Raw genomic sequence first — 22,119 nt, 5'->3', positions numbered from 1 at the left:
CCGGCCGGGCGAAGGGAGGAGCGGGGCGATGACGAGAGGGATCGAGGACGCCGAGGGGCGAGGGGCGGCCCTGGAGGTGAACCCTGTCGGAACGCGGGTCGAGATCAGGGCCGCGGCGCCCTCGGGCGGGGTGTCGCTGATCTGCAACCCCGACCGCGCCCGCGAGCTGGCGGCGGCGCTGGCCCGTGCGGCGGACGAGGCCGACGGCGCGGGGTCGGCGCAGCCCGTCACGCTCAAGGCGCGCGAGCTGCGCCGGGGGGACGTGCGGGACGGTGACCGGGGCATGACGGTGGACGGCGTCAGGGCCGACGGTGCGACCGTCCACGTCACCTGGAAGTCGGCCGCCGGACGCAACTGGACCCAGGGATACGACGCGGAGGCCGAGATCACGCTCCGGCGGCGTGCCAGGAACGCCGACTGACGCCGCTCGGCCGACTTGCATCCGTCCCGGCCCGGAACTAGTACGAGAGGCGTCGTAATTTGACGGGCGTCGTAGTACGGGATGTATCGTACTAGCGATCCTTCCGCACCCCCCGAAACGGAGTCCGACGTGAGTGCCCTCTTCGAGCCCTACACCCTGCGGTCGCTCGTCATCCCCAACCGAATCTGGATGGCGCCCATGTGCCAGTACAGCGCCGCACCGGACGGGCCGGACGCGGGTGTCGCGACCGACTGGCACTTCGCCCACCTCGCGGCCCGCGCCACAGGGGGGACCGGGCTCATCCTCACCGAGGCCACGGCCGTCAGCCCCGAGGGCCGGATCAGCCCCGGCGACCTCGGCATCTGGAACGACACCCAGGTCGCCTCGCTCCGCCGGATCACGCGATTCATCAAGGGGCAGGGGGCCGTCGCGGGCATCCAGCTCGCACACGCCGGGCGCAAGGCGTCCACGGCGGCCCCCTGGCTGGGCGGCCACCCCGTGGGGCCCGAGGCGCACGGCTGGACGCCCGTCGCCCCCAGCCCGCTGCCGTTCGACGACGGTCACCCCGTGCCGCACGAGCTGACCACGGACGAGATCCAGGGCATCGTCGACCGCTTCCGTGAGGCCGCGCGCCGCGCTCTCGACGCTGGCTTCGAGGTCGCCGAGGTGCACGGCGCCCACGGCTACCTCATCGGACAGTTCCTCTCCCCGCACAGCAACCGGCGCACCGACGAGTACGGCGGCAGCTTCGAGAACCGCGTCCGCCTCGCGTTGCAGGTCGTCGACGCGGTGCGCGAGGTCTGGCCGGACGAACTGCCCGTCTTCTTCCGGATCTCCGCGACGGACTGGCTCACGGAGAACGACGAGGACGAGCGCGAGGGCTGGACGGTCGACGAGACCGTGCGGCTGGCCGCGCAGCTCCAGGCTCACGGGGTCGACCTGCTGGACGTCTCCAGCGGCGGAAACGCCCCGCGTGCCCGCGTCGCGACCGGGCCGGGGTACCAGGTCCCCTTCGCCGAGCGGGTCCGGACCGAGACCTCGCTCCCGGTGGCGGCGGTGGGCCTGATCACCGAGCCGCAGCAGGCCGAGAAGATCATCACCGAGGGGCGGGCGGACGCCGTCCTCCTCGGGCGCGAGCTGCTGCGCAGCCCGTCGTGGGCGCAGGAGGCGGCCCGCGAACTGGGCGGTGAACTCCGCAAGCCGGAGCAGTATCTCCGCGCGGTCTGACCACTCCGCCTGCCGCACCGGCCCGGCCGGTCCTGCACGACGCGCAGCGTCACGGGGCCGGCCGGGCCGGTGCGGCGTGCCCGCCCCGTGTTTCGTCGAGGAGGGTAACGCGGTGAGGCGCAGCAACCCCGGCCGCGCGGACACACCGATCTGCTGGGGAGTAGGTTCTGTCCGTTCGGCCCGACAGCCGGGCCGCCGAAACGGGGGACTCGTCGCGGTGAGCATCCATCTGCACTTTCGCGCCGTCGCGGAATCCGAGATCCGGGACGACCACACCTGGCTTGCGGCGTTCATGTCCGAGGCCTGGGACAACCACCCCGACGAGTACGCGGCAGGTATTGCCAACTCGATCGACAAGGTCTTCGGCTCCGTCAATGACTTCTACGCCACAGCCGGTGTCCTCGATGCAGACGCCGCCGAGTCCTGGATGTTGCCGATCTACGGCGGCCGCCCCGTGGCACACACGGCTGACGCCGACCCCTCCGACCCGCCCCTGATGATTCTGGAGCCGCCTGGGGTGTCACAGGCCGCAGACTTCCTCGCGACTGTCCCTTTCGACGAGTTCTGGAACGTCGCCGGCGGCCGCGCCCGGGAAGATGCTCAGGTCGGGCGGGAGTTCCTCGACCATCACAAGGACCTCCAGGGGTTCTACGGGCGGGCGGCTTCAGCAGGTCACGCAGTGGTCAAGGCGGTGTGGGCTTGAGACGTGGTCGCGTGCCGGTCACGGACGAGGGTGGAGTCGACGTCGAGATGGCATCGGCCTCGTCCCGCAGAGCGACGGCGAAGTCGCTGTAGGGGATCCGGGCTTCCGGGTCCACTGCGGCGGTGGTGTACCGGCCGGAGCGCGCGCCGTCCTGGTCGAACCCTCCGGCCGGGCTGACGACCAGCCGGTCCAGCCCGGCGGGTGCGGTGCGCAGCACCGCCGTACCGGCGGCGGTGCCGAGGCCGAAGGGGCGGAATTCCCGCGGAAATCGCCGGAGAGGCGCGGCACGCCTGCGAACTGACCCCGCTCGGCCGGAGCCTGCTCCGCCGGCCGGACATGGCGCACAGTTGGGCAGAGGCCCACATGGACGAGCTCGTCGACGCCTGCGGGGCGGCATCGCGTACGGGCCGCACCGACTGCAGCGCGACGGGCCCGCTGTTCTGCGCGTGACAGGCCCGCCCTCCGGTGAATGTCGAACTACGACGAGTCTCGTATTATGGAAGACCGGAACGGTCCCCTCGTGGAACCGGAACAGTCCCAGGAAGTGGAGCCGTCGTGACACCCGCCAGCGCCCCTGCCACAAGCGCCACCGAGGTCGGCGGTCGTGTGCTCGACCACCCCGCGCGCGACGAGATCCGTATCGAGGCGGTGCTCCACGCGCTCTCCGACCCGATGCGACTGCGGATCGTCCGCGAGCTGGCCGCAGCCGAGTCCGAGCTCACCTGTTCCCGTTTCGATCTCCCGGTGTCCAAGTCGACGTCCACGCACCACTTCCGGGTGCTGCGCGACAGCGGGATCATCCAGCAGTGCTACCGCGGCACGGCCAAGATGAACGGCCTGCGGCGAGAGGACCTGGAGGCGCTGTTCCCCGGGCTCCTCGACCGCGTCCTCGACGCGGCGAACCGCCAGGACCAGCGCACCGGCGAGGACCGGTAGCCTCACCGGCGGTCCCGGCCGCCACTCCGCGCGGCGCTCAGCAGCCCCGCCCAGTCCGGGATCTTCGCCCGCTCCCGGCCCAGCGACCGGCCCAGCGCCGCCTCCGCCCGCTCGATCGACAGCCAGCCGTCCCACTCCACCGGACGCAGCCCCCACGCCCGCAGCGCCGCCACCGGATCGGGTGCCGAGGGGCGCCCGGCGAGCAGTGGGACATCGTCGAGCAGCGAAGCCACCGTCTCCTTCGCGCACGACCGGTTCGAGCCGATCACCCCGGTCGGTCCCCGCTTGATCCACCCGGCGACGTACTCCCCGGGCGACGGCACCCCGTCCCGCAGCACCCGCCCCGCCAGATGCGGCACCGTACCGCGCACCGGGTCGAAGGGCAGGCCGGGCAGCGGAACCCCGCGGTAGCCGATCGCCCGCAGCACGAGCTGGGCGGGGATGTCCTCGTACGTACCGGCGTCGCGCACGCCGCCGCTGCCGTCCGGCACCGTACGGGCGAACCGCACCCCGGCCACCCGGCCGTCCCGCTCCAGCAGTTCGACGGGGCGCAGAAAGAACCGCAGGTGGATGGTGCGCAGCGGATGCCCGCCAGTGCCCGCGCCTCCGCCACCGGCGGCCCATCCGCGCAGGACTTCCACATTGCGCCGCGCCGCCGCCGTCAGGGGCGGCGCGTTCGGAGGCGAGGACAGGGCGGGGACCCGTGCGGAGGGATCGGACGGATCGGCGTACGCCGGATCGCGGGCGAGCTCCGCTTCGTCCACCACGACCCGGGCCTGTGGCAGCCCGCCCAGCTCGCGCAGTTCCTTGGTCGTGAACCTGGCCTGTGACGGCCCGCGCCTGCCCGCCATGTGGATCTCGTGTACCCGGCTGCCGGCCAGCGCGCCGAGTGCACCGGGCGGTACGTCGGTGGGGCGCAGCTCCCGCGCACCGCGCGCCAGAATCCGCGCCACGTCCACCGCCACATTGCCGGCCCCGATCACCACGACCGAACGTGCCCGGAGCGCGAAGCCGGCGGCGGCCGCGTCGGGGTGTGCGCTGTACCAGGAGACGAACTCGGTGGCGGAGCAGCTGCCGGGCAGATTCTCGCCGGGGACGGCGAGCGCGCGGTCGGTCGCGGCCCCGACGCAGTAGACCACCGCGTCGTAGAGCTCGCCGAGCCGCTCGGGCGGGATCCCGCCCCCGCCCACCTCGACATTCCCGAGGAAGGTGACCCGCTCGTGCTCCAGAACGGTCCGCAGGCTGTTCTGCAGCGACTTGATCTTCTCGTGGTCCGGGGCGACCCCGTAGCGCACCAGGCCGTACGGGCAGGGGAGCCGGTCCAGCACATGGACCCGGACGTCGGGGACCCGGTCCTGTGCGACCAGGGCCTGAGCGGTGTAGACCCCGCTGGGACCTGAGCCGACGACGGCGACACGGAGCACGGCGCACCTCTTCCCGGAGATCCCTCCAGCATGGCACCGGCGGCCGGAGCGGGGGAGAGGCGCGCCCGGGACCGCGTCAGGACGACATCGTGCGCATTCTGTTGATCTCCACCGTCTGCTGGGCGACGACGTCCCCGGCCATCTCCTCGATCTGTACGTTGTTTCCCTCCGCGAGCACGTCGGTCGCCATCGTGATCGCTCCTTGGTGGTGGGTGATCATCAATGCGAGGAAGAGCTTGTCGAAGGCCGTTCCGTCCGCCTTGCGCAGCTCCTTCAGCTGCGCCGGGGTCGCCATGCCGGGCATCGCCGCGTGGTCATGGGCGGACTTTCGCCGGTCGCCGCCGTGGTGTGTGAGCCACCCTTCCATGGCGCCGATCTCCGGCTGCTGGCTCGCCGTGATGCGCTCGGCGAGCCGTTTGACCGAGGAGGAACCGGAGCGGGACGGGACGAGCGCGGTCAACTCCAGGGCCTGGGCGTGGTGTTGGATCATCATCTGCGCATAGCGGTAGTCGGCCGAGTTGGGTGTGTCGTCCCCGGCGGCCTTCGCGGCCTCCTCGGCGGAGAGGGTTCGTGCGGGCTCGCCCGGCTTTCCTGGCGCCACCACCGAAGGACCCCCGCCGGCCTGCGCCTTCGTGTGGGTTCCCCGGTTCCCCGCATCGCACGCGGCGAGGGCGAGGGCGGCGGACACGACCGCCGCGACGAGAACGGATCTGCTGACACACATGGTCTGACGGCGGATCAACAAGTGGACCTCCATGGCCATATGGGCGGTTGCCATTCGTCCTGACACACTTCCGCACTGCGGTGATCGGAAACTTTCATTACGTCTCTGTTGCCATCTGTTGGGATCACCGTGGGAGGGACGATACTGCCGGGGTCCGTGAACCGTTCAACTACGTTCGGATCCATGGGAGGACGCAGTGAATTCGTTGCACACGAGCCCGGTGCGGCGCAGACGCCTGGGTGTGGCGGCGGCCGCCGCCGGCCTGCTGGCCACTTTGCTGATGGCCGGACCCGCGGCCGCGACGCCCGACCCCGGTGACACGGCCGCGGCCCCGACCGGTGTCTCCGCCGCGCAGCGGGCCGAAGCCACGGCCGCCATCAGGAGCGGCGAGGTACCCGGCGTGGACGAGATCGTCCACAGCGACAACATCACCCACCTGGCCAACGTTCCGAAGGACGCGCTCAAGGGCCTCAACACGGACCTGGCCTTCCAGGGGAAGTACGCCTTCGCCGGAAACTACGACGGCTTCCGGATCTTCGACATCGGCAACCCCAGGTCCCCGAAGACGGTCGCGCAGGTCCTCTGCCCGGGCTCCCAGAACGACATCTCGGTCTCGGGCAACCTGCTCTTCCTGTCCACCGACTCCTCGCGCAGCGACAACTCCTGCTCCAGCACCACCCAGCCCGCCACGGAGAAGTCCTCCTGGGAGGGCATGAAGGTCTTCGACATCAGCGACAAGCGCAACCCGAAGTACGTAGCCGCCGTCGAGACGGCGTGCGGATCGCACACCCACACCCTGGTCCCCGAGCGCAAGAATGTGTACGTGTACGTCTCCTCGTACTCACCGAGCGCGACGTTCCCCGACTGCCAGCCGCCGCACGACGGGATCTCCGTCATCAAGGTGCCGCGCGACGCGCCCGAGAAGGCCGCGGTCGTGAACTTCCCGGTGCTCTTCCCGGACGGCGGCAACCCGGGTGCGCCGGAGAACCCGGGTGTCTCCAAGACCACCGGCTGCCACGACATCACCGTGCTGCCCTCGAAGGATCTGGCCGCCGGCGCCTGCATGGGCGACGGACTGCTGTTCTCCATCAAGGACCCGGAGAACCCGAAGATCATCGACCGGGTGCAGGACAATGTGAACTTCGCCTTCTGGCACTCGGCGACGTTCAACCAGACGACGGACAAGGTCGTCTTCACCGATGAACTCGGCGGCGGTGGCGCGGCCACCTGCAACGAGGAGATCGGCCCGAAGCGCGGTGCCAACGGCATCTACGACATCGTCGGCAGGGGAGACCACCGCAAGCTGGTCTTCCGCAGCTACTTCAAGATCGACCGTCCGCAGGCCGACACCGAGGTCTGCGTCGCCCACAACGGTTCGATCATCCCGGTCGAGGGCCGCGATCTGATGGTCCAGGCCTGGTATCAGGGCGGGGTGTCGGTGTGGGACTTCACCGACTCGTCGAAGCCGAAGGAGATCGGCTACTTCGAGCGCGGCCCGGTCAGCACCGACGCCGTCACCACCGCCGGCCCCTGGTCGGCCTACTACTACAACGGCTACATCTACTCCAACGACATAGCCAAGGGCTTCGACGTCCTGAAGCTCGACGACCGGCGGACCGACCCGGCGAAGCGCGTCCGGCTGGACGAGCTCAATGTGCAGACGCAGCCGGAGTACTTCGACCGCTGACCGGCCGGATCCTCCACCTGGCCGGCGCAAGCCGACTCCATCGAGCACCGAAGGCGTCCCGCAGGGCGGTTCCCCCGCTCCGCGGGGCGCCGCGCCGCGTCAGGCGGCGGTCCTGGCGGTGCCCCCCGTAGCCGCGGCCCACTCCACCAGCAGGCGCTGGTACTGCTCCTCGTCCTCCGGGGACAGGCGGCCGCCCGACCGCTGCCACAGATCGCGGATCTCTTTGTTCACCTCGGCGGCAGTGCGCGTGGAGTCGGAGGAGCGCGGAGAACGGGACATGCCTACAGGCTAAGGCCCCGATGTGACAATCAGACCCATTGGGCGTCAGGGACATCTCTCACATGTCTGTCAGGCAACGCCCGGGACCAGTCCGAGCGTCCGCAGTCCGTCGGGCCGCTCCTCCACCGGCAGATGATGCACAAACCGCACGTCACAACCCAGCGCGGCGGCTCCGCCGTCCGCGTGCCGGTCGTCGCCGACCATTACCACATCCGCCGGATCCAGCCCGAGAAGTGTGCAGGCCGTGCGGAAGAGCCGTGAGTCCGGCTTCTGCACACCGTGCTCGTACGACAGCACATAGGCATCGATCAGGTGGTCCAGGCCGTGCGCCCGGAAGACCGGCCTCAGGTCCCAGCCGATGTTGCTGACCACGCCGATCCGGACGCCGTTGTCGTGCAGCGCGCCGAGCACCTCCGCCGCGTCCGGGTACGGCCGCCAGGCGGCGGGCGTCAGGTGCCGTTCGTACAGCGCGTCGTACAGTCCGGGATCCGGCAGCTCCACCTGCCGGGCCAGCCCGGTGTACACCTCGCGGTGCAGCTCCGCGTTCTCGTCACGGGTGGCCCAGGCGGCGGCGAGCCGGGCGGGGATGTGTTCGGGGGACGGGCCGCCCGGCAGTGCCCCGGCGGCCGTCAGCTCGCGTACGTACCGTTCGAAGTCGGCCTCGCCCACCGTCACCCCCTGCTCGGCAAGGACCGCGCTCAGCCAGGACCGGACCGGCTCGATGCGGAAGAGGGTTCCGGAGAAGTCGAAGAGCACACCCTTGATCTGCATGTCTGCGATCCTCCCCGGTGCGCGGCACCGCGACAAGGCCGCCCGGTTGCGGTACGGGCGCTGCGGTACGGGGCCGGTTCAGGGACCAAGGGGCCGGGGTCGCCCGCCGCGCCGCTCGTACCGGTTGAACCCGTCGATCGAGAAGGCGACCAGGGCCGCCCCCAGCAGCCAGCCACCCAGTACGTCGCTCAGCCAGTGCACCCCCAGATAGAGCCGGGTCAGACCCACCCCCACGACCGAGAGGCAGGCCGCGGCCAGCGCGGTCCGCCACAGCCGGGGCCCGGCGCCGTACCGGTGCAGCAGCCAGAGCAGCAGACCGCAGCTCACCATCGCCGTCATTGCGTGACCCGAGGGGAACGCCGCGTAATGGGCAGAGTCCACCGGATCGGGCCAGCGCGGCCGTTCCCGGCCGACCGCGGACTTCAGCCCCTGCTGAACCACGGTGCCCAGCGCGCTCGTCGCCGCCACCCACACCGCGAGCAACCGCGCCCCGCGCCACCACAGCACCACCACGGCCACCGCGATCAGCGCGCGCATGGTCCACGGATCCCATGCCCAGTCGGTCAGGATCCGGTTGAGGCGCACCAGGCCGGGTTCGGTCACCGCCCTGCGGTGCAGGGCCTCCGCGACAGCACGGTCGAGCCTCATCAGCGGCGGCCAGCGCACCGCGACGAGGATCAGTACGACCAGCGCGAGAAGCGCGCAGACCGCACCCGCCCCGAAAGGTGTGACACGGGAACGGGCTCGGGCCGGCGGGGAGAGCAGCGAGGACGGCATGGGGCGATCTTCGCGGACGGCCGCCGCCCCTGGCTATCGCAGCGCACTGAGTCCCGGAATGAAGGCCACCAGAAGCGGAACCACCGGCACCAGCGCGGCCGCCGCGGTCAGCCGGAGCCGACGGCCGGCAGTGAGCCGCTCCGCCGGAGTCAGCAGCCGGTTCACCCGCAGCGGCAGCTGTGCGTCCGGCGCCGAGGAGGGGCCGAACACACCCCGGTCCTCGTTGAGTTCCACCAGGGCCAGGGCAATCGTCAGCCGGCCGAAACGCTTCGACGCCACATCGTCCGCGGCCAGTTCGACCAGCCGGTGCATCTCGTCGCGGAAGGCCGCGAACACCGGCACCTGCGGGAACCCGGTCGCCAGCGCGCCGGAACAGTGCAGCAGCCAGTCGTGCCGCGCCTTCGCATGACCCTGCTCATGGGCCAGTACCGCATCCAGCTGACGGCCTTTCAGGCGCCGGAGTGCCGTGGTGGTGATGACCAGTTGGGGCGCCGCGCCCGGCAGCCACCAGGCGTCCGGACGCTCTCCCTCCAGCACGACGAGACGGCCGCTGCCGGGCTCCTCGCCGGGCATCAGCGGGGCACGCACCAGCAGTTCGGCACGCCGCTGCCTGCGACGCACCTGGGCCCGGTGGATCTCCCGGGTCAGCATCACCGCCGACCACACCCCGCCGAGCGCCAGGACCACGGCCATGGCGGCCGACCACTGCCCGTGCCCGCCCAGCGCGTACGCCTCCACCACGGCACGCGGCGCCGGTGCGAACACATGGCCGCGCACCGCCTGCCAGGCGGCGGCCGCGCTGAACGTCATGGAGAGCGCGAAGGAGAGCAACACCCCGGCCACCACGCACTGCCACACCCACAGCGCCACCACGGGCTCGCGCTCCGGCCACCGGGCCCTGGCCATCAGCCGTGGGGTCAGGACGGCGGCCAGTGCACCGAGCAGCAGCAGTGCGAGGGAGACCAACATGACAGCAGCCTATGAGGGGTGCGGTACCCACGGGTATGGCTGTGCACGGCAAGTGACGCACACCACGGTTTGCCCGGCCGGCTGTCTCACAAAGTGAGCAGCATCGCGAACATGGCCATCCCCATCGTGAGCCGGCAGGCGAGCGCCAGCTCGGGCCGCGCGGCCCAGGAGCCCCCGGGGCCACCGCCCCTGCCCGTCGCGGTACCCCCGGCGGCCACGGGTATCAGCCGGGTACCCGACCGCAGCACGTACATCGCGTAGTAGGCCAGCAGCAGCCCGGTCAGCAGGGGAAAGCCCCCCGCCGACGCCGCGACCCCGTGGCCCGCATGCCCGGCGTGTGCCGCGCCGCCGTCGGGCGCCATCGTCAGAGCCATGTAGACCATGGCCGCCGACCCGACCAGGTGGTGCAGATGGTGCCCGCTGCGCCGGGAGAACCACAGCGCGCGCAGCGAAGCCGCGCCGAACAGCACCGCGTACACCGCCCATGCCCACGAAGGGGGTGTCACGACGGCCGCCGGCACGGCCATGGCGGCCATGCCGAAACCCATCAGGGCCTCCGCACGCGCCGTTCTGCGCCCCTCGCCGGTCTCGCTGCGGGTGCGCAGCAGGCAGTACGCACCCGTCATCGCGCACAACGCCATCAGCAGCCAGCCCGACATCGCCGGTCCGTGCACAGCGCACCACCCCCAATTGCCGCACGCTCCAGATCGATGCCCGGACCAGGAACGTCGTACGCGGCGCACTGGAGTACAAGGGGAGCGCGCGGGGGGAGTGTTCCCGCCGCGCGCTGTGCATTCCGCCCCTCGTCAGCCGAGCGTCAGCGACTTGAAGGCGCGCGCCTGCTCGGTGATGGCGCGCTCCGTGGGCAGCCGTTCCATGGACGAGGCACCGAAGAACCCGGCGATCCCGGAAGTGTGTTCCAGGACGTAACGGGCGTCCTCGGGTTCGGCTATCGGCCCGCCGTGACACAGCACGACGATGTCGGGATTGACGCGCTTGGCCGCGTCGTGCATCTCCTGCACGGCGGTGGCGGCCTGATCGAGCGTGAGCGCGGTCGAGGCGCCGATGGAACCCTTGGTGGTCAGCCCGACGTGCGGGACGAGTACGTCGGCACCCACCCGCGCCATCTCGGCGGCCTGTTCGGGGTCGAACACATAGGGCGCGGTGAGCAGATCGCGTTCGTGGGCCTGGCGGATCATGTCGATCTCCAGGCCGAAGCCCATGCCGGTCTCTTCGAGGTTCTCGCGGAACCTGCCGTCGTACAGCCCGACGGTGGGGAAGTTCTGTACACCGGTGAAGCCGACGGCCTTCAACTGGTCGAGGAAGTTGCCCATGATCCGGAACGGGTCGGTGCCGCACACCCCCGCGAGCACGGGTACGTCCCGCACCACGGGCAGGACCTCGCCTGCCATGTCGAGCACGATGGCGTTGGCGTCTCCGTAAGGCAGCAGGCCCGCGAGCGAGCCCCGGCCGGCCATCCGGTACCGGCCGGAGTTGTAGATGATCAGCAGGTCGGCGCCGCCGGCCTCCGCGCACTTGGCGGACAGGCCGGTGCCTGCGCCCGCGCCGATGACGGCCCGGCCGGCCCGGACCTGCTCGGTCAGGCGGGCCAGGGCTTGCTTGCGGTTCACTGATGGGCTCCTGTTCGGTGGGTGTGTTCTCGCTGCTCGGACTCTGCGGGCTCAGACGTTCGGGTGCGAACGGCTCCGGGCGCTGATCAGCTGGTGGAGGTGGTCGGCGGCGGCGACGGCGAACGACGGGTCGTTGAGGTGGGCGCCGATCTCACGCAGATCGACGGCGCTGCCCCGCAGGGCGCTGCGCAGGGACGCCAGTCCGGCCGCGTCGGCCTCCGGGTCGTGGAACGGGCCGCCCGGGGCGTCCACGGCGGAGACACCGCCCAGTGGCCACAGGACCGCCGTCGGGCCCTGCGCCGAGGCCAGCTTGTGTCCCATGGAGGCGCCGAGTCCGGCCATCTCCTCGGCCGTGGTGCGCATCAGGGTGACGGTGGGGTTGTGCACGAGCAGGTGGCGATCCGCGAAGCGTTCCGGGACGGTGTCGGCGGGGCCGAAGTTGACCATGTCCAGTGCGCCGGGCGCGACCACCTGCGGCACGCCGGCCCGGCCCGCCGCGGTGAGCCGGTCGGGGCCGGCGCTCAGCACGCCGCCGACCAGCTCGTCCGCGAGCTCGGTCGTGGTCAGGTCCAGGACACCGGCGAGGAACCCACCCGAGATGAGCTTCTCCAGTGCCCGGCCGCCCGCGCCGGTGGCGTGGAAGACCAGGACCTCGTAGCCCAGCTCGTCCAGCCGCCGACGGGCGGCGTCGACCGCGGCCGTGGTGACGCCGAACATGCTGGCGCCGATGAGCGGACGCCCCTGGGGCTCCGACCGCTTCAGGCTCTGCTCGTGGTGGATGGCCATGCCGGCCGCCGCGGCCGCCGCGTTGCCCAGGATCTGCGACGACACGGAATTGATCCCCGCCATGTCGACCACGCTGTACATCATGGTGATGTCGCTGCTGCCCACGTACGGCGAAACGTCCCCGCTGGCCATGGTGGACACCAGCACCTTCGGAACGCCGATGGGCAGTGCCTGCATGGCACGCGCGGCGATGAACGACCCACCGCTCCCGGCCACGGCCAGTATCGCGTGCAGCTGTCCCTCGCGGTGCAGATCACCGACGATCCGCTCGACACCCTCGGCCATGGCCGTCACCGCCGCACCGCGGTCCCCGGCGGCGCGCAGCGCCTCCAGGCCGTGCCCGGCGCGGCGCGCGACGGCCGCGGCGTCGATGTCACCCGAGGGGGTGCCCGCGGGTGACGGCATCACTCCGGCATCGACGAGCACCACGTCGCATCCCGATTCACGGAGCCGCGCCGAGAGCCACGCGTACTCCGCTCCCTTGGTGTCCAGTGTCCCGACGAGCACCACGGTCGCCATGTTCTGCTCCTTTGCAACGGCGTTCTCCCGATCATGTGCGAGCGCTCGGACGGCGGCAAAGACCACTTGACGGCAATTGGCCTGCGGCGGGCGATGATGGGGAGCATGGACCGGATTCCTCCCACCCGGCTGTCCCGCCTGCTGACCGGGTGGTCCAAGGAAGGCACGGGCGCGATGCCGCAACGGCTGGCTCAGGCTCTGCGCGAACTGGCGCAGCGCGGAGACGTGGCCCCGGGCACGGTGCTCCCCTCGCAGCGCGCCCTGGCGACGGCGCTGGGGGTCAGCCGCAGTACGGTGACCGCCGCGTACGGTCTGCTGGAGGCCGAGGGACGGCTGGAGAGCCGGCAGGGCAGCGGTTCCCGGCTGCGGGGGTCGGGCTCGATGGGCGAACCCGCGACCGAGGGACGACTGGCCAGCTTCGGGACCAGAGACGGCGGCATCGACCTGTCCAGCGGCGCGCTGGACGGCCTGCCCGCGGTCGCGGCGGCGGTCGGTGACCTGTCCGCCGGCGAACTCACCGCCGCGCTCGCCGCTGACGGCTACCTCCCGTACGGACTGCCCGAACTCCGCGAGGGGATCGCCGAGTACCACCGGTCGGCGGGCCTGCCGACCACTGCGGAACAGATCCTGGTGACCTCCGGATCCCAGCAGGCCGTCTGGCTGATCACCCAGGGCCTGGTCGAACCCGGAGACACGGTGATCGTGGAGGATCCGACCTACCGCGGCGCCCTCGAAGCGCTGCGCTCCCGCGGCGCCCGGCTGGTCCCGCTGCCCGCGGACGGGGCCCGAGGCGCCGGCGCACTGGCCCGGCTGGCCGGCCACGTCCGCCCGCGCCTCGTCTATCTGCAGCCGTCCCTCCACAACCCCACCGGCCGCGGCATGGACGAACCCACCCGCCGCGCCTGGGCCGCCGTACTGGCCGAACAGGGCCTGTACACGGTGGAGGACAACGCCTGTGCCGAACTGTCCCTGCACCACGACGCCGCGCCGGTCTCCCTGGCCGGCCTGCTGCCGCCCGCCGCCACGGCCACCGTCGGCACCCTGTCCAAGCTCTTCTGGGGCGGCCTCCGGCTGGGCTGGATCCGCGCCTCCACCACCGTCATCCGCCGCCTGGCCGACATCAAGAAGTCCGTCGATCTCTCCTGCCCGGTGGTGGACCAGATGCTGGCCGTGAAGCTGTTGCGGCAACTGCCCGCGGCCCGGGCACGGCGCCGCTCCCGGCTGCGCGAACGCCTGGCGGAGACCGAACGGCTCCTGCGTGACCGGCACACCGGCTGGCGATGGGAACAGCCCGACGGGGGATCCGCGCTCTGGGTGGAGATCCCCGGCGCCGATGCCGAGGCCACCGCCCAACTGGCCCGCCGTGCAGGCGTACTGATCGTCCCCGGGCCGGCCTTCTCCGCCGTGGACGGCTTCCGCCACCACGTGCGACTGCCGTTCGCCGACCGGGACGGCAGCCTGGAGAAGGCTCTGCCCGTGCTCATCGACTGCGCGCGACGAAGCCACCAGGACTTCTAGGGGCGATACCGCAGCGGATGGTCCGCCGGCACTTCCACCATGACGATCCGGTGTCCGTCCGGATCGTGGATCCACATCTCGACGAGACCCCAGGGCTCGCGCACCGGCTCCCGCAGCACCTCGACGCCCCGGGCCGACAGCTCTTCGCGCGCCGCCCGCACGTCCGCCACCTGCATCCACAGTTCGAGGCCGGGCACCGGCGGTTCGGCGGCACGTCCGGACACCTCCAGGAAGCCTCCGCCGAGGAAGTAGACCGTGCCCCGCTCGGGACCGGTGCCGAACTCCCGGTAGACGGGCAGCCCGAGGGACTCCCCGTAGAAGATCCGTGATCGCTCGGGGTCGGCCGGGCGCAACAGGATCCGGCTGCTCAGCACATGAACCATGCGCCCGAATCTAGTTCGGGACAGCCGGGTTACGCTGCTCCGGCACGGCCACAGCACAGAAACGGAGAGCTTCCGCCATGGACACAGCCCCCGCTCAGGACCCGGCACAGCTGACCTTCCGCGACGCTGCCGACGCCGATGTGCCCGCACTGGTGACACTGATCGAGTCGGCGTACCGCGGGGATTCGAGCCGGGCCGGATGGACCACCGAGGCAGACATCCTGCAGGGGCAGCGGACGGACCCGGACGGTGTGCGGCAGGTTCTTCGAGCATCCGGCAGCCGGATGCTCGTGGTGGAGCGCGAGGGTGCGCTCATCGCCTGCTGCCAGCTCGAACACCGTGGAGACGCCGCCTACTTCGGCATGTTCGCGGTCCGCCCCGAACTGCAGGGGGCCGGGCTCGGCAAGGTGATCATCGCCGAGGCCGAGCGCACCGTCCGGGAGGGCTGGGGGGTGCGCGAGATGCACATGACCGTGATCTCGGTGCGCGAGGAGCTGATCGCCTGGTACGAGCGGCGCGGCTACCGCCGTACGGGAAGGCTCAGCCCGTTCCCGTACGGCGACGAGCGCTTCGGTGTTCCGCAGCGTGACGACCTCGCCTTCGAGCTGCTGGTCAAAGACCTGGCCTGAGCCGGGGAAGGCTCCTGGGCCGTGATCAGGCGGTGAAGCGGCCGGCTCGGCGGATCTCCGGGTAGTCGGTGGTCGCGCCGTCCAGCCGCAGGGCGCGCGCCAGTCGCAGATGGTCCTGGGTGTTCACCACCCAGCCGATGACCTTCAGCCCCTCGGCGTGCGCCTGTTCGGTCACCTCCAGGGTGAGGCGGCGGATGTTCAGCGCCAGCGTCGCCGCCCCCACCGCCTTCGCCCGGTCCACCACATCGCCCTGCCAGCGGCTGGCGATGAGCACGGTCCGTACCCCCGGCACCAGCCGGGCGATCTCGGCCACCGCCTCGTCATGGAACGAGGACACCTCGACCCGGTCGGTGAGACCGCGTCGCAGTATCACTTCCGCCAGGGCACGGGCCGCGGCCGCGTCCTTGATCTCGGCCTGCACGGGGGACCGTACGGCGTCGAGCACCTCCTCGAAGAACGGCACCCGCTCGCCCTGCCCGGCATCGAGTTCCCGCAGTTCGGACAGGGTCTTCTCGTTGATCGGCCCCGTGCCGTCCGTCGTACGGTCCACATCGGCGTCGTGCATCACGGCCAGCTCGCCGTCCTTGCTCAGATGAAGGTCCAGTTCGATCGCGTCCATCCCGGCCCGTTCGGCGTGGACGAACGAGCGCAGGGTGTTCTCCGGCTCGACACCCATCACTCCGCGATGTCCGATGGTGAGAAAAGACAAGGCAACCCGCTTCCGTCGACGGTGTCTTCCCGCGTGCGGCTCCTACCCACGAGGCGCTACGGCATACGGCGTTCCGGCAGCCTAACGGCGCTGGGGGAGCGGGGGAGGGCGGACACCTGCCGCGCCCGCCCGTCCGACGGAAGTAGCCGCCGGGAGCGGTCCGCGCAGGAAGAATCGCGGTGACCAAGGGGGTCGGCAGGATAATTTTCTGGGGCCCACTTGTCTCAAGGAACCGCACATGGATACGGTTGCTTAACGCGAGGTTCTCCTGTGGAGGAAGTGTTATGACGGAAATTCTTGTGCAGGACGCTGCTGCGGGCGGCATAGCCACGGATCAGCGGGTGGTCGACCATCCCGCCTGGCCCGTGCTCAAGGATGCTGTGGAGGAGATCCGCCCCTGGCAGTCGAAGGACGGTTCCATCGACTTCGAGGCCGAGGGCGCACCGTCCCCCCAGGCCGCCCGGTCGACGCTCGGCCGCGTGATCGCCGCGGTCGAGGAGCTCTCCCCGCTGCTCCCGCACGACGCCGCGTACCACCGTGCCCTCGCCGCGGACCTGCGCCGCTGGGCCGAGGACGGCTTCGGTGTGCCGGACTTCCTCGACTCGCTGCTCGCCTTCCAGCCGGCCAAGGACCGCGCCGACGGACTGCAGCACCTCGTCGTCTTCGCGATGTACACGCAGAACGGCAATCCGGACCGCAACCTCGAAGCGGTCGTGCTGCGGATGGTCTGGCCCGAGTGGCTGGCCGAGCTCGAAGCGACCCGTTATGACAACCCGCTGTTCTGCGGCATCACCTTCGAGGACTTCACCTCGGGTTACGACACCAACTCCGCCGTGCTCTTCCCGGAGACCATCGCCGTGCGCGAGGCCCCCGAGCGCTTCAGCTGGGGCGGCATCTTCTGCGACCGCGAGGCGGCCCGCTTCCGCCGGGTCACCGAGGCCTCGGTCGAACTGCTCGGCGTCGAGCTGCCCGAGGACATCCGGGACATGGTTGCCGACCAGCAGCGCTGCGAGCAGGCCTTCGTGCTCTGGGACATGGTCCACGACCGGACGCACAGCCACGGCGACCTGCCCTTCGACCCCTTCATGATCAAGCAGCGCCAGCCGTTCTGGATGTACGGCCTCGAAGAGCTCCGCTGCGACCTCACCGCCTTCAAGGAGGCCGTGAAACTGGAGGCCGACGGCTTCGCCCAGGGCCGTGACGTGCAGTACGCCGTGCTGTTCGACCGGATGTTCCGCTTCCCCGTCACCGGTGAGCGCGTCCGCAACTACGACGGTCTCGGCGGCCAGCTGCTCTTCGCGTACCTCCACAAGCACGACGTGGTCCGCTGGACCGACAACACGCTGAAGATCGACTGGGACCGGGCCCCGCAGATCACCAACCAGCTCTGCGCCGAGATCGAGAAGCTCTACCGCGACGGAATCGACCGCCCCAAGCTCGTCCACTGGTTCGCCGCGTACGACCTGGTCTCCACCTACCTCGCCCCGCACCCGGGCTCCCGCTGGGCCAAGGGCCCGGACGCACTGGACCTGTCGCTGCCGCCGCGTAAGCTCGTCGACGATGTGCTTCCGGACGAGTTTCCCCTGAGCATGTTCTATGAGGCGCTCTCCAAGAAGCTGAAGAACGTGATCGCCTCGACCAAGGGGATCACCGCCGCGGATGCCGAGCAGGCAGCCGCGTGAGCGCCGGGTCTGAGGAGGCGGTGGCCATGAACGGAAACGGCAGGGGCAACGGGAGCGGTGCTCTCGAAGGTGCCGTGGTTGCGGTGGCCGGGGCCGCAGGTCCGGCCGGCCGGGCCACATTGCTGAGGCTCGCCGAGGCCGGAGCGACCGTCGTCGCCTCCGACGCGGACGCCACCCGCCTCGCCGAGGCGGTCGACGCCGCGCGCTACGCCCACGGCGGCGCCACCGTCACCGGTGACACGGTCGATCTGCTGGACCTCGATGCCGCCCGTGAATGGGCGCACAAGACCGAGAAGGAATTCGGCCGGATCGACGGCCTGGTCCACCTCGTCGGCGGCTGGCGAGGCAGCGCGAGCTTCGCCGAGACCGACCTCGCCGACTGGAACCTGCTGGAGAAGCTGCTGATCCGTACGGTCCAGCACACCTCGCTGGCCTTCCAGGAGGGGCTTCAGCGCAGCGACCGGGGTCGCTATGTGCTGATCAGCGCGGCCGGGGCGAGCAAGCCCACTGCGGGAAACGCGGCCTATTCCGCGTCGAAGGCGGCGGCCGAGGCCTGGACGCTCGCGCTGGCGGACGCGTTCCGCAAGGCGGGGGGCGACGAAGGGCCGAGGACGGCGGCTGCGATCCTGGTCGTCAAGGCACTGGTGCACGACGCGATGCGCGCCGAGCGCCCGAATGCGAAATTCGCGGGCTTCACCGACGTCAAGGAACTGGCCGATGCCATCGCCGGCGTCTGGGACCGGCCCGCCCCGGAAGTGAACGGAAAGCGCCTGTGGCTGACCCCACAACCGTAAGGACCGACGCGCGGCGCCACCACGACCCGCAGATCCGCGGTTTCGCCAGCGACAACTACGCGGGCACGCACCCGGAGATCCTCGCGGCACTCGCCCTCGCCAACGGCGGTCACCAGATCGCCTACGGCGAGGACGAGTACACCGAGCACCTCCAGCGCGTCATGCACAGTCACTTCGGCCCCACCGCCGAGGCCTTCCCGGTGTTCAACGGAACCGGCGCCAACGTCGTCTCCCTCCAGGCGATGACCGACCGCTGGGGCGCCGTGATCTGTGCCGAGTCCGCCCATATCAATGTGGACGAGGGCGGAGCCCCGGAGCGAGTGGGGGGCCTCAAGCTGCTCACCGTGCCCACCCCGGACGGCAAGCTCACCCCCGAACTCATCGACCGGCAGGCGTACGGCTGGGACGACGAGCACCGTGCCATGCCGCAGGTCGTCTCGATCACCCAGAACACCGAGCTGGGCACGGTCTACACCCCGGACGAGATCCGTGCCATCTGCGACCACGCCCACGGACACGGCATGAAGGTCCATCTGGACGGGGCTCGGATAGCCAACGCCGCGGCGTCGCTGGACGTACCGATGCGTACGTTCACCAACACCGTCGGCATCGACGTCCTGTCCTTCGGCGGCACGAAGAACGGGGCGATCTTCGGTGAGGCCGTGGTCGTCCTGAACCCGGACGCCGTCCGCGCCATGAAGCATCTGCGCAAGCTGTCGATGCAGCTCGCGTCGAAGATGCGCTTCGTCTCCGTACAGCTGGAGGCGCTGCTCGCCGGAGACCTCTGGCTGCGCAACGCCCGGCATGCCAACGAGATGGCCCAGCGGCTCGCCGAGGGCGTGCGCGCGGTGGACGGGGTGGAGATCCTCCACCCCGTCCAGGCCAACGCCGTCTTCGCCCGGCTGCCGCACGAGGTCAGCGAGCGGCTGCAGAAGCGCTTCCGCTTCTACTTCTGGGACGAGGCGGCCGGCGATGTGCGCTGGATGTGCGCCTTCGACACGACGGAGGACGACGTCGACGCGTTCGTCCTCGCGCTGAAGGAAGAGATGGCGAAGTAGCCAAAACTGAATAGGTATGCGGTCGATCGGAAAGTCATTGACGTGCGGTCGGCCGCATACCTACGCTCGGCGACCATGGAGCTGATCCAGCAGGGCGTCGACGCGCAGTTCTCGCTCGACGAGGAGCGCCCGGCGTGGCCGGTCCGACCGGCGCTCTGAGCCGGGCGGGCCGCACTCCGGGGCACGGAGCGGCGTCCGCACCCCGGAGTGACGTTTCGGCCGTGACCGCGAACCGGCCGGGTCAGCTCTTCTCCCGCACCTCGGCGGCGGTCGGGGCCGTACCTCCGAGGTGTGCGGGCACCCACCAGGTGTCGCTCGCGTCCTTCGGGCGCACCGGATAGGCGCGCTGGGCCGCCTCCAGGAGCTCCTGGACCCGCTCCCGCAGCCGACGGGTGATCGCGCCCGCGTACTGGTCGGTGGGTGCCTCCACCGGCTCACCGACCCGGATCGTCACCGGCACGTGGTTGCGCTTGAGATTGCGCGGCCGGCCCTTGGTCCACAGCCGCTGCGTCCCCCACAGCGCCATCGGGATCAGCGGCACCCCGGCCTCCTGGGCGAGCCGGGCGGCACCCGACTTGAAGCTCTTCAGTGTGAACGACTCCGAGATGGTGGCCTCGGGGAACACGCCGACGATCTCGCCCGAGCGCAACGAGGCGAGCGCGTGCGCATACGCCTCCTCGCCCTGCTTGCGGTCGACGGGGATGTGCTTCATACCGCGCATCAGCGGTCCCGAGACCTTGTGCCGGAAGACCGACTCCTTCGCCATGAAACGGACGAGTCGCTTCTGCGGCAGGGCCGCGAGCCCGGTGAAGATGAAGTCCAGATAGCTGATGTGGTTGCTCACCAGTACCGCGCCACCGGTCTTCGGGATGTGCTCGGAACCCTGGGTGTCGATCTTCAGGTCGAGCGCCTTGAAAAGCGTACGAGCGGCGCCGATGACCGGCCGATAGACGAGTTCTGCCATCTGGGGAAGACCCTTCTTCAGCGCCTGAGGAGGGTTCTCCCGGCGGAAGTTACGCAGCCGTAGGTTTGCGGCATGGCGCTGATCGTGCCCCATGCGCGACGTGGTGGCCAGTCTCCGAGGGCTCGGGCCGCGAGATTCTCGTCACGTGGAACCTCCGGGAATGTCTCGCGGGCCGGTGGCGCTGACCTCTTGCGATGAGCTCTGACAGGAGGCCGAGGGTGGACAGGCAGACTCGTGAAGGACCGCTGGACGCGGCCCGGCTCGGCGCCGAACTGGGGGAGCGGGCCACCCTGGTGCAGTTCTCCAGTGCGTTCTGCCAGCCCTGCCGGGCGACCCGCCGCACGCTCGGCGAGGTGGCGCGCATGGTGGACGGCGTGGCCCATGTGGAGATCGACGCCGAGGCGCATCTCACCCTCGTGCGGGAGCTGGGGATCAGCCGGACACCGACCGTGCTGGTCCTCGACGCGGCCGGCCGGATCGTCCGCCGGGCGGTCGGGCAGCCGCGCACCGTCGACGTGGTCGCCGCGCTGGGGCAGGCGGTGTGACGGACCGTGACGCATCTCCCACATTGCGGAACGCTCTTGACTGCGCCCACCACGTATCGTCAGTCTGACGCTGTGCCGCCGGAACTCCTTCTCTACGGCCGGGTCCATGTGGATCTCGCCCGCCACGCAAGTGCGCGCTGTCCGGGTGCCTGAGCAACCGCAGCCCCGTACGGCCTCTTCCGCAGAAGGAAAGACATCTCCATGACGGCTTCACCCGAGCTCGGCAGCACATGCCGGGCATCCCCCGAACTGCTCCGCGCCGTCTTCCGGCAGCATGCCGCCGGTGTCGCCGTGATCACCGCCGCGGGTGACCGGCCGGTCGGCTTCACCGCCACCTCGCTCAACTCCGTCGCCGCCGAGCCGCCGCTGATCTCCTTCGGGGTCGGCACCTCGTCCTCCAGCTGGCCGGTCCTGGCCGAGGCCGAGCACGTCGGCATCCACATACTCGGCGAGCACCAGCAGGAGCTGGCCGCCACTTTCGCCCGCAGCGGCGCCGACCGGTTCGGCCCGTCCACCTATTGGCGCAGCGGGCCCGAAGGAGTGCCGGTGCTCGACGGAGTGCTCGCGTGGCTGGTCTGCCGCGTGGTCGCCCGGGTCCCGGCGGGGGACCACCGGATCGTGATCGCACAGGCCGTGGCCGGTGACCCGGCCGGGGGCGGTCGTCCGCTGCTCTATCACCAGGGCCGTTTCAACGCTCTGCGGGACTGATCCCGCCCAGGCGGCACTTGGGCGCCGTACGTTGGGCAGATCACAGTTCCGAGCGCTTGCTCATGGGTGAAACACTGGGTGTACTGACTAGTAATATTTCCTTCGGAGCATCGGTCGACCCGACCGGAAACCGCCCCATCAGGCGCCTATGCTGCGTGCAACAAGGCAGCCCAGAAATGACGATGCAGTAGGAGAGCCGGCGTGAGCTTGAGGATCGTTGTCTGTGTGAAGTACGTGCCCGACGCCACTGGCGACCGGCACTTCGCTGATGACCT

Annotated in this window: 25 protein-coding genes; 12 read left to right on the top strand and 13 right to left on the bottom strand. The window is 70.6% G+C overall.

Annotated elements, in window-relative coordinates; all coding sequences use genetic code 11:
- The first annotated feature begins 28 nt into the window (after nt 1-28).
- The 3 genes from IE107_RS16600 (at nt 29) to IE107_RS16590 (ending at nt 2,351) form a co-directional block, all read left to right on the top strand.
- Entirely contained in the window at nt 29-421 is a 393-nt protein-coding gene (locus IE107_RS16600) for a hypothetical protein (protein WP_189544553.1), read from the top strand.
- Between the two features lie 129 nt (nt 422-550).
- Nucleotides 551-1,648, top strand: coding sequence for an NADH:flavin oxidoreductase/NADH oxidase (locus IE107_RS16595; RefSeq protein ID WP_189544552.1), 1,098 nt, complete (start codon nt 551-553; stop codon nt 1,646-1,648).
- A gap of 217 nt (nt 1,649-1,865) precedes the next feature.
- A complete protein-coding gene (locus tag IE107_RS16590) occupies nt 1,866-2,351 on the top strand; it encodes a DUF1877 family protein (RefSeq protein WP_189544551.1) in 486 nt (161 codons plus the stop codon).
- Here the strand turns inward: IE107_RS16590 and IE107_RS16585 are convergent.
- The gene (locus IE107_RS16585; protein WP_189544550.1) at nt 2,332-2,568 is read right to left on the bottom strand and encodes an NAD(P)-dependent oxidoreductase; all 237 of its coding nucleotides are present in this window, start codon (nt 2,566-2,568) and stop codon (nt 2,332-2,334) included. The genes IE107_RS16590 and IE107_RS16585 overlap by 20 nt on opposite strands.
- Nucleotides 2,569-2,906: 338 nt before the next feature.
- Here IE107_RS16585 and IE107_RS16580 point away from each other — a divergent pair, with 338 nt between their 5' ends.
- Nucleotides 2,907-3,287, top strand: a complete 381-nt coding sequence (locus IE107_RS16580) for an ArsR/SmtB family transcription factor (protein ID WP_189544549.1) — start codon at nt 2,907-2,909, stop codon at nt 3,285-3,287.
- A gap of 2 nt (nt 3,288-3,289) precedes the next feature.
- Here IE107_RS16580 and IE107_RS16575 read toward each other — a convergent pair whose 3' ends face one another.
- Nucleotides 3,290-4,711, bottom strand: coding sequence for an FAD-dependent oxidoreductase (locus IE107_RS16575; protein WP_189544548.1), 1,422 nt, complete (start codon nt 4,709-4,711; stop codon nt 3,290-3,292).
- Between the two features lie 76 nt (nt 4,712-4,787).
- Nucleotides 4,788-5,474, bottom strand: a complete 687-nt coding sequence (locus IE107_RS16570) for a DUF305 domain-containing protein (RefSeq protein WP_189544704.1) — start codon at nt 5,472-5,474, stop codon at nt 4,788-4,790.
- 157 nt (nt 5,475-5,631) lie between these two features.
- On the opposite strand from IE107_RS16570, the gene IE107_RS16565 reads away from it, so the two are divergent.
- Entirely contained in the window at nt 5,632-7,122 is a 1,491-nt protein-coding gene (locus tag IE107_RS16565; RefSeq protein ID WP_189544547.1) for an LVIVD repeat-containing protein, read from the top strand.
- A 99-nt stretch (nt 7,123-7,221) separates the two neighbouring features.
- Here the strand turns inward: IE107_RS16565 and IE107_RS16560 are convergent, their stop codons facing one another.
- From IE107_RS16560 to IE107_RS16530, 7 genes are all read right to left on the bottom strand, one after another.
- The gene (locus IE107_RS16560; RefSeq protein WP_189544546.1) at nt 7,222-7,401 is read right to left on the bottom strand and encodes a hypothetical protein; all 180 of its coding nucleotides are present in this window, start codon (nt 7,399-7,401) and stop codon (nt 7,222-7,224) included.
- A gap of 69 nt (nt 7,402-7,470) precedes the next feature.
- Nucleotides 7,471-8,172, bottom strand: coding sequence for an HAD family hydrolase (locus IE107_RS16555; RefSeq protein ID WP_189544545.1), 702 nt, complete (start codon nt 8,170-8,172; stop codon nt 7,471-7,473).
- Between the two features lie 78 nt (nt 8,173-8,250).
- Nucleotides 8,251-8,949: a phosphatase PAP2 family protein gene (locus IE107_RS16550; RefSeq protein ID WP_189544544.1), complete on the bottom strand. Its 699-nt coding sequence runs from the start codon at nt 8,947-8,949 to the stop codon at nt 8,251-8,253.
- Nucleotides 8,950-8,982: 33 nt separating this feature from the next.
- Complete coding sequence (locus tag IE107_RS16545) at nt 8,983-9,918, bottom strand: M56 family metallopeptidase (RefSeq protein ID WP_189544543.1); 936 nt, start codon at nt 9,916-9,918, stop codon at nt 8,983-8,985.
- An 86-nt stretch (nt 9,919-10,004) separates the two neighbouring features.
- Nucleotides 10,005-10,592 (bottom strand): DUF5134 domain-containing protein, encoded by a 588-nt coding sequence (locus IE107_RS16540; RefSeq protein ID WP_189544542.1) that lies wholly within the window; start codon nt 10,590-10,592, stop codon nt 10,005-10,007.
- Nucleotides 10,593-10,724: 132 nt separating this feature from the next.
- A complete protein-coding gene (locus IE107_RS16535) occupies nt 10,725-11,549 on the bottom strand; it encodes a phosphoenolpyruvate hydrolase family protein (protein WP_189544541.1) in 825 nt (274 codons plus the stop codon).
- A 51-nt stretch (nt 11,550-11,600) separates the two neighbouring features.
- On the bottom strand, nt 11,601-12,854 hold the full coding sequence (locus IE107_RS16530; protein ID WP_189544540.1) for a Tm-1-like ATP-binding domain-containing protein: 1,254 nt from the start codon (nt 12,852-12,854) through the stop codon (nt 11,601-11,603).
- A 105-nt stretch (nt 12,855-12,959) separates the two neighbouring features.
- On the opposite strand from IE107_RS16530, the gene IE107_RS16525 reads away from it, so the two are divergent.
- Nucleotides 12,960-14,372 carry an aminotransferase-like domain-containing protein gene (locus tag IE107_RS16525; protein ID WP_189544539.1) on the top strand — a complete coding sequence of 471 codons (1,413 nt, stop codon included), beginning with the start codon at nt 12,960-12,962 and terminating at the stop codon, nt 14,370-14,372.
- Here the strand turns inward: IE107_RS16525 and IE107_RS16520 are convergent.
- Nucleotides 14,369-14,755 carry a VOC family protein gene (locus tag IE107_RS16520; protein ID WP_189544538.1) on the bottom strand — a complete coding sequence of 129 codons (387 nt, stop codon included), beginning with the start codon at nt 14,753-14,755 and terminating at the stop codon, nt 14,369-14,371. The two genes, IE107_RS16525 and IE107_RS16520, sit on opposite strands and share 4 nt — an antisense overlap.
- A gap of 77 nt (nt 14,756-14,832) precedes the next feature.
- Between IE107_RS16520 and IE107_RS16515 the strand changes: the two genes are divergently transcribed.
- Nucleotides 14,833-15,384: a GNAT family N-acetyltransferase gene (locus IE107_RS16515; protein WP_189544537.1), complete on the top strand. Its 552-nt coding sequence runs from the start codon at nt 14,833-14,835 to the stop codon at nt 15,382-15,384.
- A gap of 25 nt (nt 15,385-15,409) precedes the next feature.
- Here the strand turns inward: IE107_RS16515 and IE107_RS16510 are convergent, their stop codons facing one another.
- Nucleotides 15,410-16,060, bottom strand: a complete 651-nt coding sequence (locus IE107_RS16510) for a glycerophosphodiester phosphodiesterase (RefSeq protein WP_189544703.1) — start codon at nt 16,058-16,060, stop codon at nt 15,410-15,412.
- Nucleotides 16,061-16,377: 317 nt separating this feature from the next.
- On the opposite strand from IE107_RS16510, the gene IE107_RS16505 reads away from it, so the two are divergent.
- Genes IE107_RS16505 through IE107_RS16495 form a run of 3 tightly spaced genes read left to right on the top strand, consistent with a single transcriptional unit; the run spans nt 16,378 to nt 19,627 of the window.
- Nucleotides 16,378-17,775, top strand: a complete 1,398-nt coding sequence (locus IE107_RS16505) for a DUF6421 family protein (RefSeq protein WP_189544536.1) — start codon at nt 16,378-16,380, stop codon at nt 17,773-17,775.
- A 26-nt stretch (nt 17,776-17,801) separates the two neighbouring features.
- Nucleotides 17,802-18,569 (top strand): SDR family NAD(P)-dependent oxidoreductase, encoded by a 768-nt coding sequence (locus IE107_RS16500; protein WP_189544535.1) that lies wholly within the window; start codon nt 17,802-17,804, stop codon nt 18,567-18,569.
- The gene (locus IE107_RS16495; protein ID WP_189544534.1) at nt 18,548-19,627 is read left to right on the top strand and encodes a threonine aldolase family protein; all 1,080 of its coding nucleotides are present in this window, start codon (nt 18,548-18,550) and stop codon (nt 19,625-19,627) included. Before IE107_RS16500 ends, IE107_RS16495 begins: the two co-directional genes overlap by 22 nt.
- A 241-nt stretch (nt 19,628-19,868) precedes the next feature.
- Here the strand turns inward: IE107_RS16495 and IE107_RS16490 are convergent, their stop codons facing one another.
- A complete protein-coding gene (locus tag IE107_RS16490; RefSeq protein ID WP_189544533.1) occupies nt 19,869-20,591 on the bottom strand; it encodes a lysophospholipid acyltransferase family protein in 723 nt (240 codons plus the stop codon).
- A 218-nt stretch (nt 20,592-20,809) separates the two neighbouring features.
- On the opposite strand from IE107_RS16490, the gene IE107_RS16485 reads away from it, so the two are divergent.
- Together IE107_RS16485 and IE107_RS16480 are read left to right on the top strand one after the other, a co-directional pair.
- Complete coding sequence (locus tag IE107_RS16485) at nt 20,810-21,136, top strand: TlpA family protein disulfide reductase (RefSeq protein ID WP_229866994.1); 327 nt, start codon at nt 20,810-20,812, stop codon at nt 21,134-21,136.
- 201 nt (nt 21,137-21,337) lie between these two features.
- The gene (locus IE107_RS16480; protein WP_189544531.1) at nt 21,338-21,844 is read left to right on the top strand and encodes a flavin reductase family protein; all 507 of its coding nucleotides are present in this window, start codon (nt 21,338-21,340) and stop codon (nt 21,842-21,844) included.
- Nucleotides 21,845-22,119 lie beyond the last annotated feature (275 nt).

The sequence above is a fragment of the Streptomyces gelaticus genome, assembly GCF_014649535.1.
GTDB lineage: Bacteria > Actinomycetota > Actinomycetes > Streptomycetales > Streptomycetaceae > Streptomyces > Streptomyces gelaticus.
Note: the sequence above shows the minus strand (reverse complement) of the source record. Positions and strands in the feature narration are given on the sequence as shown.